The following is a 16,306-nucleotide window of genomic DNA, read 5'->3' on the forward strand; positions in this document are numbered from 1 at the left end:
AATATTTTAAACAAGTTATTTTTATCGTGAGGATAAAAAATTGGATATCGATTTATTAAAAACATTTGTTGAGGTAGTACGCACTCGTCACTTTGGCAAAGCGGCTGAAAACCTTTATATCACGCAGTCTGCAGTAAGCTTTAGAATTCGTCAATTAGAGCAAGGGCTTGGTGTTAATTTGTTTATTCGCCAGCGCAATAATATTCAACTAACAGCGCCAGGTGAGCGTTTATTACCCCATGCACAAATGATCATTACCGGCATGCAAAGAGCAAAAGTAGATGTGGCACTTGCCGATAATATGCATAAACAAATTTGCCTAGCGGGTACACCAAACATTTGGGATGCATTTTTACAGTTTGGTATTACTAATATTGTATCGGCAATGCCCGGTGTGTCTTTGGTGGCTGAGGTAAAAGCACAACAAGAAAGTACCCGCCTGTTATTAGAGCGCACCTTAGATTTAGCTATTTTATTTGATCCACCAAAAGTTGATGAGCTGGTGGTTGAGCGAATTTGTGAACTACCCATTATACCGGTAAGCGCGTTTGATACTGCCAGTTACGATAACTTTTTTGATAACCAGTACGTATATGTTGACTGGGGCACGACATTCTCACTGTGGCATGCTCGCCAGTTTACTGGCAAAACCCCACCTTACTTTAGAACAAGTACTGGGCGTATAGCACTTGATTTAATATTGCAATGCGGAGGGAGTGCATTCATTCCTCAAGTACTTGTTGCAGCGCATTTAGAAAAAGGCGAGTTATTTCATGTGAAAGACGTAGAAACCACCTCGCGCGATATATTTGTTGCCTATCACAGAGACAATGAGCAAAAAGAGTTAATAGAAACATTAGTAAATTTATTAACCCAAATGACTCCTAAGTTACCCGTTGAGTAAGGCCAATGGTTTTGCTGTATATGTACGTTTGATTGCAACTATTATGTGTTTTTATGAATTTAAAAGTGTAAAAATATGACGGCTGTAATATTTTTGTCATTTAACAGTGCCAAACTCCTGTTGCATTAAAAACGAGTCTGTTGTGATTATCGAGGAAATAACATGAAATTTGTAAAGTCGAGCTTATGTGTAGCTTTATTAGGTGGTTTGTCTTTTAATGCGCTTGCTGAAGTGGATTTTTACGGTAAAGCGAACGTAACACTACAGTCGTCGGATGATGGTGAGGGGTCTTTTACTGAGATTAAAAGTAACTCATCACGTTTGGGCTTAAAAGGGTCTGAAAAAATATCTGATGGCTTAGAAGCTGTTTATAAGTTTGAATTTCAAGTTGATGTTTCTGACGCCGACTCAAAAGGTGATAATGACGACAATATCTCTGCTCGTAATCAGTATATAGGTTTAAAAGGCGCGTTTGGCCAAGTTGTTATTGGCCGTAACGATACCGCGCTTAAGCAGTCACAAGGTAAAGTTGATTTATTTAGCGACCTTGAAGGCGACATTAAAAATGCCTTTGAAGGTGAAAATAGAATGGGCAGTAGTGTTTCTTATGCCTCTAATTCTTACCAAGGTTTTAAGCTTTTGGCTACGTTTGTTGCAGAGGATAGCGATGCAGCAGGTGCTAAAAATGGCTATTCAATGGCAGTAACTTATGGTGACGCAGCCCTTAAAAAGAGCGCAATATATGCCGCTATTGCTGCCGATAGCGAAGTGAACGGCTACGATGTAGTGCGCGCATCAGTACAAGGTAAAGTAGCCGATTTTAAATTAGGCGCTATGTATCAAACGCAAGAAAAAGTTGATGGCAGTAGTGAGGCCGACGGTTATTTATTAAGTGCGGCTTACACTATGGCTAGCAATACCTTTAAATTGCAGTACCAGGCAATGGATTTTAAAGGCAGTGATGACAAAACGGCTATTTCGTCAGGTGTTGATCATCAGTTAAATAAAAACACTAAATTATTTGGTTTTTATTCTAATTTCGATATGGACAACAACGTTGACCAAGACTACTTAGGTGTAGGTATAGAATATAAATTTTAAGCAGTGCTTAGCACTGCCTTTTTAAGCCGTACTTTGTTAAGTGCGGTTTTTTTTGCTTTAAATTATTTACTTAGCCGCCCATAATAGAGTATTCATTTGGAATGAGGTGCAACTCCTCAACTGTTCCCGCAACTGTAATTAGCATAACGCTTTAAGTCAGATACAAATAAACTATTTTAACGAGCGGGTTTACTCATCTTCAAGTTATGTACTAGCCATAGTTAGTTGCATTGTTAGTGAGCGCATTCCTGCCTAGGGCTAACTATTGCAAACTCAAACGCCATTAAATACACCATTGTTAAATGTTAATCACGTGTCGTGGAATATTGGCAGTAAAACTATCCTCAACAATGTTAATTTGCAAATAAAGCAAGGTAAGTTCGTTGGCTTAATTGGCCCCAATGGCGCAGGTAAATCTAGTTTACTGCGGTGTTTGTATCGCTTTAATCAGCCCACTGCAGGGCAAATTAAATTTAATAATACTGATATTTGGCAGTTAAAAAGCCATGAATACGCAAAGCAGGTTGCGGTTGTTTTACAAGAAACCCCATCACAATTTAATTTAACTTTATTAGATGTGGTTGCACTTGGGTTAACCCCGCATAAAGCATTATTTAGCACCACCACAACAGCCGACACACAAAAAATAAACCAAGCTATAGCGCGAGTTGGCTTGCAGGATCATGCAAGCCAACGTTTTGAGTCGCTTTCGGGAGGAGAAAAACAACGTGCATTAATTGCTCGGGCTATGGTGCAGCAACCGCAACTATTAATTATGGATGAGCCAACCAGCCACTTAGATGTGAAGTATCAAATTCAGGTAATGGAGTTGGCTAAATCGCTTGGCGTTACTGTGTTTGCATCGTTTCATGATTTAAATTTAGCCGCTGCTATGTGCGATGAGCTGGTGGTTATAAATCACGGCGAAATTGTTAATACAGGCTCTCCCATCGATGTGCTCAGCGAGGACATGCTCAATGATGTATTTGGTGTATGTGCACAAGTAAGCCACCACCCGCAAATGTCTAAACTAGGTGGTGTTATTCCACATATTACTTACTTTTATAGGTATGAATAATATGCGCATGCTTAACAATCATTCAATAGCACTTTTAGTCACAGTACTAGCTGCATTATTTACGTTATTTACGGCGCTGAGTTATGGCGCTGCCGACACATCATTAACTGATGTATTTAAAAGTATTTTCACCTCAACAGAGGGCTCCTTTAACACTCGAATTATTGTTGAATTAAGAATGCCACGCACATTACTGGCATTTTTAGCTGGCAGTGGTTTAGCCATTGCCGGGCTTATTTTGCAAACCGTGACGCGTAATCCGTTAGCAGATCCTTATTTATTTGGGATATCGTCTGGGGCGTCTTTGGGGGTAGTTATACTCATGGCGTTTGTGGGCATTAGTGCGGGCTTTGCATTATCGGCAGCGGCATTGGCTGGCAGTTTAGTCGCTATGAGTTTACTTATATTGATTGCAGGGCGGCAGCAAAGTGGGCAAGTAGAATCTATGCTGCTGGCAGGTGTGGCCTTGTCATTTTTATTTAGCGCATTTACCAGTTTATTACTTTACTGGAGCGATCCTCAGGCAGTTGCGGCTATTTTATTTTGGACGCTCGGCAGTTTTGCACGAGCGCAGTGGGCAACGCTGTGGTTACCTTTTGTGGTTATTGTATTGTGTACATTTACAATGCTTAGTTTTAGGCGCCAACTTAATGCCATGCTGCTCGGCGATGAAAGTGCTATAACACTGGGTGTGCGGGTACATCGCTTTAGAATATTGATGCTAGTTTTAAGTTCGCTGATAACGGCAGTGTTAGTGGCTATGTGTGGCGGAATTGGCTTTGTAGGATTAATGGTGCCGCATATAGTGCGCTTTTTTATCTCCCAAGGTAGCTTATCAGGCTTACTGGTAACGAGTTTGGTGGGCGGTACTTTTATGGTTTGGGTTGATGTGCTAGCACGCACGTTATTAACTAATCAAGAGTTACCCGTTGGGGTTATTACTGCAGCTATTGGTAGCGTGTTCTTTTTAAGCTTATTGTATTTTCGTAAGCGCCAGGTGTAGGGCTATAAAATGAAAACGTTAATGGTGCAAGGCACCACATCCGATGCGGGTAAAAGTACACTGGTTGCGGCGCTGTGTAGAGTATTTGCTAATAGAGGGCTAAATGTAGCGCCATTTAAGCCACAAAATATGGCATTAAATAGTGCAGTTACAGATGATGGTGGTGAAATAGGTCGTGCTCAAGCACTGCAAGCTATAGCGGCAAAGGTAGCCCCTGAAACTGACTTTAATCCCATATTACTTAAGCCAAATAGCGATACTGGCGCGCAGGTTATTATTCATGGTAAAGCCATAAGTAATATGGAAGCTGGGGCGTATCACGATTATAAAAAAGTAGCTATGGATGCAGTACTCACGTCGCATAACCGTTTAGCAAAACGTTTTGATTTATTGCTGGTGGAAGGGGCGGGCAGCCCAGCCGAAATAAACCTCAGAGCCAACGACATTGCTAATATGGGCTACGCCGAAGCCGTTGACTGCCCCGTAATTATAATTGCCGATATAGATAAAGGCGGTGTGTTTGCTCATTTAGTGGGTACTTTGGCATTGTTGAGTGAGTCGGAGCAAGCGCGGGTAAAAGGCTTTGTAATAAATCGTTTTAGAGGCGATATAAGCTTATTACAAAGTGGACTTGATTGGCTGGAACAGTACACAAGTAAACCGGTGTTAGGCGTATTGCCGTATTTACACGACCTTGCATTAGATGCTGAGGATGCAATTGCTATTGATAATACGCTAACTAATGCCAGCGTTAATATTGCCGTGCTGCTTGTGCCGCACATTAGCAACCATACTGACTTTGATGCACTGCGCTTACATCCCAATATAAATATTAATTATGTAGCGCATACACAAGCGATCCCCGATGTTGATTTGATCATTTTACCGGGGAGTAAAAACGTATTAAGTGATTTAGCCTTTTTAAAAAATGAAGGTTGGGATACACAAATAAAACGCCATTTACGTTATGGTGGTAAAGTGCTCGGTATTTGTGGTGGTATGCAAATGCTTGGCAATAGTATTAATGATCCCCTAGGTGTTGAGTCATCATTACAGCATATGCCGGGGCTAGCGTTAAGTGATTTTACCAGCACACTTACAGCACAAAAAATATTGAGTAATGTAACCGCGACTATGCAATTAAATAACCAGCAAACACTTTGTAGTGGCTACGAAATTCATGCAGGCATTAGCCAAGGTGAAGCACTTAATAAACCATTTTTAAGCTTTAATGAACACCCAAATGGCTTTACAGCCGATGGGTTTATTAGTGATGATAACGCCATAGCGGGTACTTATTTACATGGCTTATTTGATCAAGCGAGTGCCACATTGCAAATATTAAAGTGGCTCAAAGCCGATACAGTTATTAATCCGGTTAATATTAACCAGCACCGTGAGCAGCAACTAGAGCGTTTAGCTGCCATGTGTGAAACGCATTTAAATATTGCACACATTATTAAAATTTATGAAGGGCATAATCATGAGCGAACAAAGTAAAGATAAACATCAGCAACGCCAACAAAAATTAAAAGATCAAGTTGATGCACGAATAGCTGCAGCGCAACAAGAAAAAGGTATTTTTCAAGTTATAACTGGTAATGGCAAAGGTAAGTCGACCTCAGGATTTGGTGTGGTAGCACGTTGTGTTGGCCATGGAAAAAAAGCCGCTGTGTGTCAGTACATAAAAGGCACTTGGGAATGCGGAGAGCGTAACTTGTTACAGGGTGTGGGTGTGGAGTTTGTGGTAATGGGCACAGGCTTTACATGGAATACCCAAGACAAAGAGAGCGATACCGCAGCCGCGCAAGCTGCTTGGCAAGAATCAAAGCGACTGCTTAGCGATGCAAGCCTAGATGTAGTGCTGCTCGATGAGCTTACCTACATGGTAACCTATGGGTATATTGATGTAGATGAAGTGCTAGAGGCGATTGGCAACAGACCGCCAATGCAGTCGGTTATTATTACCGGCCGCGCAGCCCATCGTAAATTAATAGAACTGGCTGACACAGTAAGCGAAGTGCGTAATGTAAAACATGCATTTGATGCAGGTGTTAAAGCTCTGCAAGGTTTTGATTACTAATGTTTAAACAGCTTGTTGTTGGCCTATTGTTACTCTGTTTATCCCAGCATGCGCAGGCCAACAAGGTACAAATTGATAAAATACAGTCAGCTAAAGCGCTGCGTATTGTGGCACTGGCTCCGCACATAGTAGAAAACCTGTATGCAATAGGCGCGGGAGATAATATTGTTGGCACAGTTGATTACGCCGACTACCCAGCAGCGGCAAAAAGTATTACTCGTATTGGCGGTTACTATGGTATTTCAATCGAAAAGCTTTTAGTACTTAAGCCCGATATAGTGATTGCGTGGAAAAGTGGTAATCAAAGCGATGATTTAGCACAAATAGAGCGCTTAGGTATTAAGCTTTATTTAACTGATCCAACGACAATTACAGGTATTGCCGATGAGTTGCTTATGCTAGGAAAACTTACCGGTAACATTAAACAAAGCGAGCAAGTGGTAAAAGCTTTTAATGCTAAACTTGCAGCCATTAAAGCCAAGCAACAGGGTAAAAGTAAACTCACTGGCTTTTATCAACTCTGGTCTGAGCCGATGATGACAGTGTCGAAAAATACCGGAATAAGTGAGTTAATAGCCACTTGCCAAGTAACCAATGTATTTGCAAATAGCCGCACCGACTATCCACAAATAAGCATAGAAAATGTGATTGTGGCTAAGCCGCAAATTATAATTATTCCGGATGAAAAATCAGCAACACCGCAACCTACTATTAATTGGCAGCAATGGCCAGAAATACCCGCAGTAAAAAATAAGCAGTTTTTATCTGTAAATGCCGACTTACTACATCGTTTTTCAGCGCGTATGCTAGATGGGCTGGCCGATATGTGTGATAAAATAGACGTATCACGTCAACAAATAAAGAGCATACAATGAGCGATTGGACTGCATTTTTAAAGCAAGAATTACAGCAAGCATATATGCAGCAAACACTCGACTACGTTGCTAAGCGCCGCAGTGAAGGTGTTGCTGTTTATCCTCCAAAAGATCAAGTGTTTAGCGCATTTACTGCAACACCGCTTAGTGATATACGCGTTGTTATTTTAGGGCAAGATCCTTACCACGGTGAAGGCCAAGCGCATGGTTTGTGTTTTTCAGTATTACCTGAGGTTAAAAAGCTACCACCTTCGCTTAAAAATATTTATAAAGAGCTGGCTAGCGATATAAACGATTTTGTTATTCCTACCCATGGTTACTTGCAAAGCTGGGCAGAGCAGGGAGTGTTTTTACTCAATACAGTACTTACGGTAGAGCAAGGCCAAGCCCATTCGCATAAACACTTAGGGTGGGAGCAATTTACCGATAAGGTTATTGCGCATATAAACACCCATTGTGAAGGAGTAATATTTATTTTGTGGGGGGCTCATGCACAAAAAAAAGGTAAGGGAATTGATAGCGCACGCCAGCATATTTTAGCAGGGCCGCACCCATCGCCACTGTCTGCTCATCGAGGTTTTTTTGGTTGTAGGCATTTTTCAGACGCGAATGCGTTATTACAATCTCAAGGTAAAACGCCGATTAATTGGCAAGTATAATTTTAACTTTTAAAACCAAAGGCCCGCACAGTAATGCGGGCCTTTTTAGTTAGTCGTTTAAAAGTCGAGCTCATTAACGGCTATGCTGTCTGTAAAGTAGTCCAACTCCTGTAGTTCTTTGCGTAAACGATACTTTTCTTGTATTGCTTCGATTTCGCGCCATCTTCTTTTTTTATTTTTTTGAGAAGCTTCCTTTTTTGTTTCAGGACCTTCTATTATATTGCTTAGGCTATCCATGAATATCTCCTTTAGACTGCATTTGATACCAGTCTTATTAAAAACTAAGCTATAACTGCTCACTAATTTAATGGTATAGGTATTAACTTCGCGAATACCTAAACCATAGGCCTAGCTAAAATAGAATATAAAAGTGACATTTATGTTACTAAAGTGTGATTTGTTGATGAAGCTTTACTTTATGATGGGTTTATAAGTTTTTTGCATATAAATTACCGGCATAAAAAAACGTCGCAACTGCGACGTTTTTATACAAGCGTTTGAGCCAATTACATGGCTTTAAAGCGTGCTTCTAATTGCTCTTGAGCATCAGCAAAAGAGCGAATACCTTCAGCTAACTTTTCAGTCGCCATAGCATCTTGGTTATGCAACCAACGAAATTGAGCTTCGTTAAGCGGTGCCGGTTTTGGCTGCTGCGCAACATCTTTTGCTAGTAAGTATTCTGGTGCATCTTCAAGGTTACCCAACTCTTCTAAAAGATTAGGGCTAATAGTTAGCTTATCGCAACCAGTAAGGGCAATAATTTCGCCGGTATTACGAAAACTTGCACCCATAACTACCGTTTTGTAGTCGTGGCGTTTATAAAATTCAAAAATGCTGCGTACCGATTGTACCCCAGGATCTTGCAGTGGGTCGGTCGGTTTTTCCATACCGTTAGCAACATGCCAATCTAAAATACGACCAACAAATGGCGAGATTAAAAATACGTTAGCATCGGCGCAAGCACGTGCTTGGGCATCACTAAACAATAAAGTAAGGTTACATTTAGTACCTTCTTTTTCTAGTTGTTCAGCGGCTTTAATGCCTTCCCAAGTAGAGGCTACTTTAATTAAGATTTTATCTTTGCTTACGCCTTCTTTTTCGTAAAGACTAAGTAGCGTGTGCGCTTTATCAATAGTTGCTTGGGTATCAAACGAAAGACGTGCATCTACCTCAGTAGAAATATAACCAGGTACAATAGCGCTAATTTCTTTACCTAATAATACCGCAAAGTAGTCGCATGCTAGCGCTAGTTGCTTAGCTGGATCTTGCTCGGTTTCTTTGGCGTAGCTCCATGCTTTATTTAAATAAGGCTTATAGGCTTCAATTTCGCTCGCTTTTAATAGCAATGACGGATTGGTCGTTGCGTCTTCTGGTTGATGCTTTTTAATTGCTTCAATATCACCCGTGTCGGCCACGATTGATGAATGTTGTTTTAGCCTTTGTAGCGCGTTAGTCATTTGCTTTCCTCATTCCAAGCAAGTTAAAAGAAAATCTAAACTACTTTAATATTACACCATACTGCAACAGCGAAGTAATGCTTGATAGGTCTTATGTCCTTATCAATATAAAAACGGTTATGTATGAATTATTAAGGTAGGATCAGTCTGTTTAATATTAAACAAAACGTGCTTTTCGTTTCATTTAATGTTGAAATTGACATTAAATAAATTACAAGTCAATAGCTAACTATGATCACTGTTATTTCACCTGCAAAAAATCTTGATTACACCACGCCACCTGCAACCGATAAGTTCACTCAACCGGAATTACTTGAGCACAGCGAAGCACTGATGCAAGTATGCCGTGAACTAACCCCTGCGCAAATTGGCAGCCTGATGAAAATTAGCGATAAGCTCTCAGGGCTTAACGCTGCTCGCTTTAGTGAGTGGGCACAGCCATTTACCACAGAAAATGCTAAACAAGCGGTACTGGCCTTTAATGGCGATGTATATGGTGGTTTAGATGCTAGCACGCTAACGGCTAATCAGCTTGATTACGCACAAAGCCACCTACGCATATTATCGGGCTTATATGGGCTTTTAAAGCCGCTTGATTTAATGCAAGCGTATCGCCTTGAAATGGGCACCAAGCTTGAAAACAGTCGTGGTAAAAACCTGTATGAGTTTTGGGGCAGTGTAATTGCCAATAAACTTAACGAGGTATTAAAAGCCGAGGACGCCCAATACTTAGTTAACCTTGCTTCAAACGAGTACTTTAAAGCGGTTGATAAAAAAGCCCTTAATGCACAAATAATTACTCCACACTTTAAAGACTGTAAAAATGGTCAATATAAAGTAATTAGTTTTTACGCTAAAAAAGCACGAGGCATGATGGCGCGTTACCTCATCGAAAATAAAGTAACTCAGCTAAGCCAGCTTAAAGAGTTTACAGTAGCGGGTTATTACTTTAGCGCCGAAGCAAGTGTGAAAGAGCTTGAGCCAGTATTTTTACGCGATGAACAAAGCTAAAACTTAAACCTTTACCTAATCTATAAAAGCCATGCACAGCATGGCTTTTTTAATACTGGCGCTATACTTGCAATTGATATGCGAATTCAAGATTGATTCTAATCACATTATAAATCAATAGGTGCAAGTTACATGTTTAGTATTCCCTCAATTAGCGACGCCGAAAAACTTATCGAAGAAAAGCTCGGAGGGTGGTTTGATGTCGTTATAAGCCATATTCCTAATTTTATTGTGGCAGTTATTATTGTCATTCTATTTTCTATGCTGGCTCGCTTTGCCGGTAACTTAATGAAAAATTTATTACGCCGCTCCCTCGATTCAAAACAGATAGCTGATTTAATGGCTTCTATATTTAAAGTGCTGATATTAAGTGTAGGAGTGTTTATAGCACTGGATTTTATGGGCTTAAAAGGCACGGTAACGTCATTACTAGCTGGTGCCGGTATTGTTGGTTTAGCGATTGGTTTTGCATTTCAAGATATGACCGAAAACTTAATAGCAGGTATTGCTATGGGTATTCGTAAGCCATTTAAACCAGGTGATGTAATAAAAACTGATGATGTGTTTGGCTCTGTGCATTCAATAAACCTGCGTAATACACTAATAGAGAGCTTTTATGGGCAGCAAATACTAGTGCCTAATAAAATACTATTTAGAAATGTATTGCGAAACTACAGCACGCTAGGCGTTAGACGCATAGAAGTGCCGGTAAGAATTTCATTAACAGAAGACATAGAAAAAGCCGCAAACGTTATTGTGGATAAAATTAATCAATTTGAGTTTGTAATACGCCAAGATGAAACGGCCGTATACGCAGAGAGTTTTGGCGACAGTAGTATTAATTTATTATTGTGGTTTTGGATTAAATACCCTGGTGAGCCAGACTTTATGACAGTACGCCACAAAGGTGTTGTGGCAGTACAGCAAGCACTAAATGAGGCTGATATTCGTATTCCATTCCCAATACGCAGTTTAGATTTTGGGGTTAAAGGTGGCGAAAACCTCGATGCAATAATAAGTAATAAAGTAAATACACAATCGTCAAAGCAAGAAGGAGTCGATGGCTCTACAATCAATAAAGAAGACTAGATAACCTGAACGCTGGTTAAATTATATTGCGTAAAAGTTACTTTTAACCAGCGCGTATTTACACAGTAATGTGCGCTGGTTTATTTATTAAACCAGCAACCAAGTTGCGGTGCCTAAAAAGGCAAATATACCTACTATATCGGTTACTGTAGTGAGTATTACACTGCCAGCAAGTGCAGGGTCTATTTTCATACGTTTAAGTATTATAGGAATACACGCACCCGCCACACCCGCAACAACTAAGTTCATAAACATTGCAAACGCCAGTACCGCGCCAAGCATTAAGTCCCATTGCCATAGGGCTATAACACTGGCAATTAAAACAGCCCATAAAATACCGTTTAATGCACCAATGGCGAGCTCTTTTATCATTACAAAACGTTGGTTAGTTTGGTTAATATGACCCACTGCTATACCACGAATAACCAAGGTTAATGACTGGCTACCGGCCACCCCACCCATTGAGGGGACAATGCCGTTAAGCACGGCTAAAATAGGCAGTATTGCTAAAGTGCCTTCAAAAAAACTGGCAACAAAAGCGGCTGCCAGAGCCGTTAATAAGTTAACACCTAGCCAAACAGAGCGTTTTTTTGAGCTTTTTAAAACCGGTGCAAAGGTATCTTCTTCATCATCAAGACCCGCTAAACCTAATAAGTGATGCTCTGCGTCTTCACGAATTACATCAACAATGTCATCGATAGTAACACGGCCAAGTAGCTGGGCGTTGTCGTCAACTACTGGGGCTGATATCCAGTTATGACGTTCAAATAACTGCGCCACTTCGCTTTCATCCATCGAAATAGGAATAGACTCACAGTCTTCATCCATTAGGTCGTGAACAATTTTTTCGGGCGAATTGGTTAGTAAGGTACTTAACGATAAAGCGCCTAAAAAACAGTTATGCTTATCGACAACGTAAAGGTCGTCGGTACCCTCAGGGAGTTCGCCGCGCAGACGAATGTAACGCAGTACCACATCTAGGGTTACATCAGGGCGAATGGTTACTGTATCTGTGTTCATCAGCGCGCCAGCAGAGCGTTCCTGATAGGAGAGTGCTTGCGTAGCACGTTCTCTATCTTGAATGTCCATGGCGCTAACTACGTCTTTATAAACCGTGTCAGGCAGGCTTCGCAGTACTTCACCTAAGTCATCGTGGCCCATGTCTTCAGTGGCAGCAGCAATGTGCTTAGGTTCCATTTGGGCAATAATGCCTAAACGTACATCTTCAGAGAGTTCTTCAAGGACATCACCTTGTACATCTGGATCAACTAATTGCCAGAGCAGGCGGCGAACTTTATGTGGTGATGATTCTAGTAAAAGTGCGGTATCACAAGGAGCTGTTTTTGCCAGCATGCGCCTAACTTGAACAAACTGACCACTATTGAGTGACTTGGTCACTTGTTGTAATTGTTGTAGTGGGTAGTCTTGTTCGAAAGTTTCGGGCATTGGCGTCCTTAATTTATTTTTATAACGTTAGGGAAGAAGTTAGTCATTAACTTCGTTCAGTTTATCTTACTTTTTTTAGCCAAACTAGCTTAAGGTTTCACTAACCCTATATTTTAGCTCGTTTACTTGGTTTAAATAAAGTGCCTACTATTCTTGTTCGTTAAAGCGCTGCGCTATTAATTGGCCAACGGCATGTAAAGCATGCTCTGCATCGGGTCCTTCGCACACTACTTTTACTTCTTTACCTTGGCTACTTTCTAGTAACATTAAAGCCAGTACGCTATCGCCAGCGGCTTCTTTTTCATCTTGAAATAAGGTAATAGATGCGTCAAATTGTACCGCTAATTGTGCTAATACGGTAGCAGCTCTAGCATGCAGGCCTAGCTTGTTTTTTATTAAAAATGTATTTTCTAAGCGCATAAGATACTCTACTTAAGCTGAACAGATGATTATTTAAATTGAATTATTTTTCTTGCTCGCGATGGCGAATTTTTACATTAGGGTGAGACATAGCAAAGCTTTCACCAATTGTTTGCGCTAAATAAACTGAGCGGTGCTGACCACCAGTACAACCAATAGCAATGGTTAAATAACTGCGATTATTACGCTCTAGGTGTGGTAACCACGTTTGTACAAAGGTTTGAATTTGCCAAGTGAATTTTTGCACAATACTATGACTAGCTAAATAATCTTTTACTGGTTGATCTAATCCAGTTAAAGGCTTGAGCTCCGGTTCCCAGTGTGGGTTTGGTAAAAAACGCGCATCAAAAACATAATCAGCACCTTTGGGAATACCATGCTTAAAGCCAAACGACTCAAAGGTAATGATAAGCTGTTTGTCTTTTTTACCGAGTATGGTTTCACGCATAGATTCAGCAAGTTGATGCACACTTAAATCGGTTGTATCAATGACATGATCAGCCCGCGTTACGAGTACATCGAGTAATTCTTTTTCCTTTTTTATTGCTAAATCTAGCGGTAGCGAATCAATCGAAAGCGGGTGCAAACGACGCGTTTCTGAATAACGGCGGATTAACGTTTGATCGTCGCTATCTAAATAAAATAACGTTGGTTTAGCAAAGTCGGGCAAGTACTCAAGAATATCGTTAAACTGCTGCTGATCTTTAGGCAGGTTACGCACGTCTATACTAACGGCTATTTTATCGTAGTTATCAGAGACACTGCGCACTAATGAAGGCAGCAAATTTACCGGAATATTATCTACACAATAGTAACCTAAATCTTCTACAACACGTAAAGCAACTGACTTACCAGAACCTGATCGGCCACTTATAATAATTAATTCCATTTACCACCCCTTTATTAGTAACTAGGATTGATCCAAAATAACTTGGTATAACGCTTCATCAGACTTTGCCGCACGCAATTGCTTACAAAACTCTTTATCGTTTAGTTTATCAGCTATTGTGGCTAGTGTTTTCAAGTGCTGCTGGTTATCGCCATCGGGCACTATAAGCGCAACAAAAATATCAACTGGACGATTATCAATTGCATCAAAATTAATAGCGGTTTCGCTTATTAAAATTAAGGCAAGAGGCTCTTGTGCCCCGCTCATACGGCCATGTGGAATTGCTATTCCTCGGCCAATACCGGTACTACCTAGCTTTTCTCTTGCCAATAAAGCAGTGAGAATATCTTGCTGAGGTAAATACGGCATTTTTTTATGCGCGAGTTCACTGATGAATTCTAAAATTCTTTTTTTACTATTAAAAAGGACCACAGCTTTGCTGCAGTCCTGGCATATAAGTGAGCTTAATTTCATAGTGTTAGTGTCGAGCAAACTTCTCTTTGTGTTTAATTACTTGACGATCGAGTTTGTCAATCAACGAGTCAATGGCAGCGTACATATCTTGGTGTTCGGTCGATGCAAATAGCTCAGCGCCACTTACAAAAATTGTTGCTTCAGCTTTTTGACTTAATTTTTCTACATCGAGAATAACATGCACATTAGTTATGTGATCTGAGTGTCTTTGCAGCTTTGCAAATTTATTATTTACATAGTCTCTTAATGAGTCTGTAATGTCTACATGACGACCAGTTAAGTTTAGTTGCATCAGCATTTTCCTCTTTGTTGTACGTCTTAAATCAAGCTTTTACGTTGATTCGACGGGGGAATAGCCAGAGATTCGCGATATTTTGCAATTGTCCGTCTAGCTACTTTAATTCCTTGCTCAGCCAATATATCTGCAATCTTGCTATCACTCAATGGTTTGGCTAAGTTTTCTGCAGCTATCAACTTTTTAATCAGGGCACGTATGGCAGTTGATGAACATTCGCCACCATTTTCGGTGCTTACATGGCTTGAAAAAAAGTACTTAAGCTCAAAAATGCCACGTGGAGTGTGCATATATTTTTGCGTAGTGACCCGTGAAATAGTCGACTCGTGCATTTCAACTATTTCGGCAACATCGTTTAATACCATAGGTTTCATGGCTTCTGGGCCATGTTCAAAAAACGCTTGTTGCTGCTTAACAATACAATTAGTTACTTTCAGGAGTGTTTCGTTTCTACTTTCTAGGCTTTTAATAAACCATTTAGCTTCTTGTAAGTGCGAGCGAATAAATTGGCTGTCACCGCTGGATTTTACTGTACGAGACATAGCCGCATATTGGCTGTTAACACGTATTTTTGGCATGCTATCTGGGTTTAGCTCTACCACCCAGCGGCCTTTTATTTTTTTAACAGACACGTCAGGTATAACGTATTCAGACTCTTCTCTGACAATAGTATCCGCAGGCTTAGGATTAAGCGTATGAATAAGTGTCATTATTTCTTTAAGCTCTTCTTCTTTGAGCTTAGTTTTTTTCATTAACGTACGATAGTCGCGAGCAGCGAGTAAATCGATATGATCAGTTAACACCATTTTTGTTTCGTTAATATAAGGGGTGTCTTTATCAAATTGATTTAATTGAATGCATAAGCATTCTTGCAAGCTGCGAGCTGCAATACCAACAGGATCAAATAATTGAATGCGCTTTAGCACTGCTTCTATTTCATCTAGTTCTACTTCGTGTTCGTCGTCAGTTTCTTGGTTAAAGCTTGCTAAAAGGTCTTCGCAACTGAGGGTTAAAATACCAGAGTCATCTACGGCTTCAACGATAGCTATGGCAATAGCTTCGTCGGTAGGGCTAAAAGGGGTGAGCTGTAATTGCCACATTAAGTATTCATGCAGGGTTTCGGTTGATGCACCTTGATAAATAGATTCATCTTCAGGCATTGGCCCTGATGAAGAGGCAGGCGCTGCGCTCATATATTCATCCCATGATACATCCATGGCCATGTCGTCGCTTATGGTGTCTTTATTTAGTGCTTCACCGCTATCTTGCTCATACTCGCTTGGGGTGTCGTCAGCAGAGGCGCTAACAGTAATGTCATCTGCTTTTTGCTCGTTTTTACCTGCTGATTCTTCCGTGTAATCTTGTTCATCAACTTCAAGTAATGGGTTGCTATCAAGTGCTTCTTGTATTTCTTGCTGGAGATCCAAGGTACTAAGCTGCAATAAGCGAATAGCCTGTTGCAGTTGCGGAGTCATTGTAAGTTGCTGGCCCATGCGCAGCTGTAATGATTGCCTCATTTATC

Annotated in this window: 18 protein-coding genes and 1 riboswitch; of the genes, 10 read left to right on the forward strand and 8 right to left on the reverse strand. The window is 40.5% G+C overall.

Features of this window, described 5'->3' with window-relative positions; translation table 11 throughout:
- Positions 1 to 40: 40 nt before the first annotated feature.
- The 8 genes from HC000_RS03355 (at position 41) to ung (ending at position 7,703) form a co-directional block, all read left to right on the forward strand.
- Positions 41 to 904 (forward strand): LysR family transcriptional regulator, encoded by an 864-nt coding sequence (locus HC000_RS03355; protein WP_011329216.1) that lies wholly within the window; start codon positions 41 to 43, stop codon positions 902 to 904.
- A gap of 162 nt (positions 905 to 1,066) precedes the next feature.
- Positions 1,067 to 2,005, forward strand: a complete 939-nt coding sequence (locus HC000_RS03360; RefSeq protein WP_179806963.1) for a porin — start codon at positions 1,067 to 1,069, stop codon at positions 2,003 to 2,005.
- A 45-nt stretch (positions 2,006 to 2,050) separates the two neighbouring features.
- Positions 2,051 to 2,192: riboswitch (cobalamin riboswitch) on the forward strand.
- Positions 2,193 to 2,270: 78 nt separating this feature from the next.
- Entirely contained in the window at positions 2,271 to 3,083 is an 813-nt protein-coding gene (locus HC000_RS03365) for an ABC transporter ATP-binding protein (RefSeq protein ID WP_179806964.1), read from the forward strand.
- Position 3,084: 1 nt separating this feature from the next.
- Positions 3,085 to 4,086: an iron ABC transporter permease gene (locus HC000_RS03370; protein ID WP_011329213.1), complete on the forward strand. Its 1,002-nt coding sequence runs from the start codon at positions 3,085 to 3,087 to the stop codon at positions 4,084 to 4,086.
- 9 nt (positions 4,087 to 4,095) lie between these two features.
- On the forward strand, positions 4,096 to 5,586 hold the full coding sequence (locus tag HC000_RS03375; RefSeq protein ID WP_179806965.1) for a cobyric acid synthase: 1,491 nt from the start codon (positions 4,096 to 4,098) through the stop codon (positions 5,584 to 5,586).
- On the forward strand, positions 5,570 to 6,169 hold the full coding sequence (gene cobO, locus HC000_RS03380; protein ID WP_011329211.1) for a cob(I)yrinic acid a,c-diamide adenosyltransferase: 600 nt from the start codon (positions 5,570 to 5,572) through the stop codon (positions 6,167 to 6,169). Before HC000_RS03375 ends, cobO begins: the two co-directional genes overlap by 17 nt.
- Positions 6,169 to 7,044 carry a cobalamin-binding protein gene (locus tag HC000_RS03385; protein ID WP_179806966.1) on the forward strand — a complete coding sequence of 292 codons (876 nt, stop codon included), beginning with the start codon at positions 6,169 to 6,171 and terminating at the stop codon, positions 7,042 to 7,044. The genes cobO and HC000_RS03385 overlap by 1 nt, the downstream gene beginning before the upstream one ends.
- The gene (gene ung / locus HC000_RS03390) at positions 7,041 to 7,703 is read left to right on the forward strand and encodes a uracil-DNA glycosylase (protein WP_179806967.1); all 663 of its coding nucleotides are present in this window, start codon (positions 7,041 to 7,043) and stop codon (positions 7,701 to 7,703) included. Before HC000_RS03385 ends, ung begins: the two co-directional genes overlap by 4 nt.
- 57 nt (positions 7,704 to 7,760) lie before the next feature.
- Here ung and HC000_RS03395 read toward each other — a convergent pair whose 3' ends face one another.
- Positions 7,761 to 7,940: a DUF3545 family protein gene (locus HC000_RS03395; RefSeq protein WP_011329208.1), complete on the reverse strand. Its 180-nt coding sequence runs from the start codon at positions 7,938 to 7,940 to the stop codon at positions 7,761 to 7,763.
- 269 nt (positions 7,941 to 8,209) lie between these two features.
- Positions 8,210 to 9,160 (reverse strand): transaldolase, encoded by a 951-nt coding sequence (gene tal / locus HC000_RS03400; protein WP_179806968.1) that lies wholly within the window; start codon positions 9,158 to 9,160, stop codon positions 8,210 to 8,212.
- 231 nt (positions 9,161 to 9,391) lie between these two features.
- On the opposite strand from tal, the gene yaaA reads away from it, so the two are divergent.
- Both yaaA and HC000_RS03410 read left to right on the forward strand, forming a co-directional pair.
- Positions 9,392 to 10,171 (forward strand): peroxide stress protein YaaA, encoded by a 780-nt coding sequence (yaaA, locus tag HC000_RS03405; protein ID WP_011329206.1) that lies wholly within the window; start codon positions 9,392 to 9,394, stop codon positions 10,169 to 10,171.
- A 132-nt stretch (positions 10,172 to 10,303) separates the two neighbouring features.
- Complete coding sequence (locus HC000_RS03410) at positions 10,304 to 11,260, forward strand: mechanosensitive ion channel family protein (protein WP_179806969.1); 957 nt, start codon at positions 10,304 to 10,306, stop codon at positions 11,258 to 11,260.
- An 87-nt stretch (positions 11,261 to 11,347) separates the two neighbouring features.
- Here HC000_RS03410 and mgtE read toward each other — a convergent pair whose 3' ends face one another.
- The 6 genes from mgtE to HC000_RS03440 form a co-directional block, all read right to left on the reverse strand.
- The gene (gene mgtE / locus HC000_RS03415; protein ID WP_011329204.1) at positions 11,348 to 12,706 is read right to left on the reverse strand and encodes a magnesium transporter; all 1,359 of its coding nucleotides are present in this window, start codon (positions 12,704 to 12,706) and stop codon (positions 11,348 to 11,350) included.
- Positions 12,707 to 12,853: 147 nt separating this feature from the next.
- Positions 12,854 to 13,126 (reverse strand): HPr family phosphocarrier protein, encoded by a 273-nt coding sequence (locus HC000_RS03420; protein WP_011329203.1) that lies wholly within the window; start codon positions 13,124 to 13,126, stop codon positions 12,854 to 12,856.
- 43 nt (positions 13,127 to 13,169) lie between these two features.
- The gene (gene rapZ / locus HC000_RS03425) at positions 13,170 to 14,015 is read right to left on the reverse strand and encodes an RNase adapter RapZ (RefSeq protein WP_011329202.1); all 846 of its coding nucleotides are present in this window, start codon (positions 14,013 to 14,015) and stop codon (positions 13,170 to 13,172) included.
- Between the two features lie 21 nt (positions 14,016 to 14,036).
- Positions 14,037 to 14,489 (reverse strand): PTS IIA-like nitrogen regulatory protein PtsN, encoded by a 453-nt coding sequence (gene ptsN / locus HC000_RS03430; RefSeq protein ID WP_041454569.1) that lies wholly within the window; start codon positions 14,487 to 14,489, stop codon positions 14,037 to 14,039.
- 4 nt (positions 14,490 to 14,493) lie between these two features.
- The gene (gene hpf / locus HC000_RS03435; protein ID WP_011329200.1) at positions 14,494 to 14,781 is read right to left on the reverse strand and encodes a ribosome hibernation promoting factor; all 288 of its coding nucleotides are present in this window, start codon (positions 14,779 to 14,781) and stop codon (positions 14,494 to 14,496) included.
- 26 nt (positions 14,782 to 14,807) lie between these two features.
- Positions 14,808 to 16,301, reverse strand: a complete 1,494-nt coding sequence (locus HC000_RS03440) for an RNA polymerase factor sigma-54 (RefSeq protein ID WP_041454568.1) — start codon at positions 16,299 to 16,301, stop codon at positions 14,808 to 14,810.
- Between the last annotated feature and the right edge of the window lie 5 nt (positions 16,302 to 16,306).

The sequence above is a fragment of the Pseudoalteromonas sp. MIP2626 genome (assembly GCF_013414205.1).
Taxonomy (GTDB): Bacteria; Pseudomonadota; Gammaproteobacteria; order Enterobacterales; family Alteromonadaceae; genus Pseudoalteromonas; species Pseudoalteromonas nigrifaciens.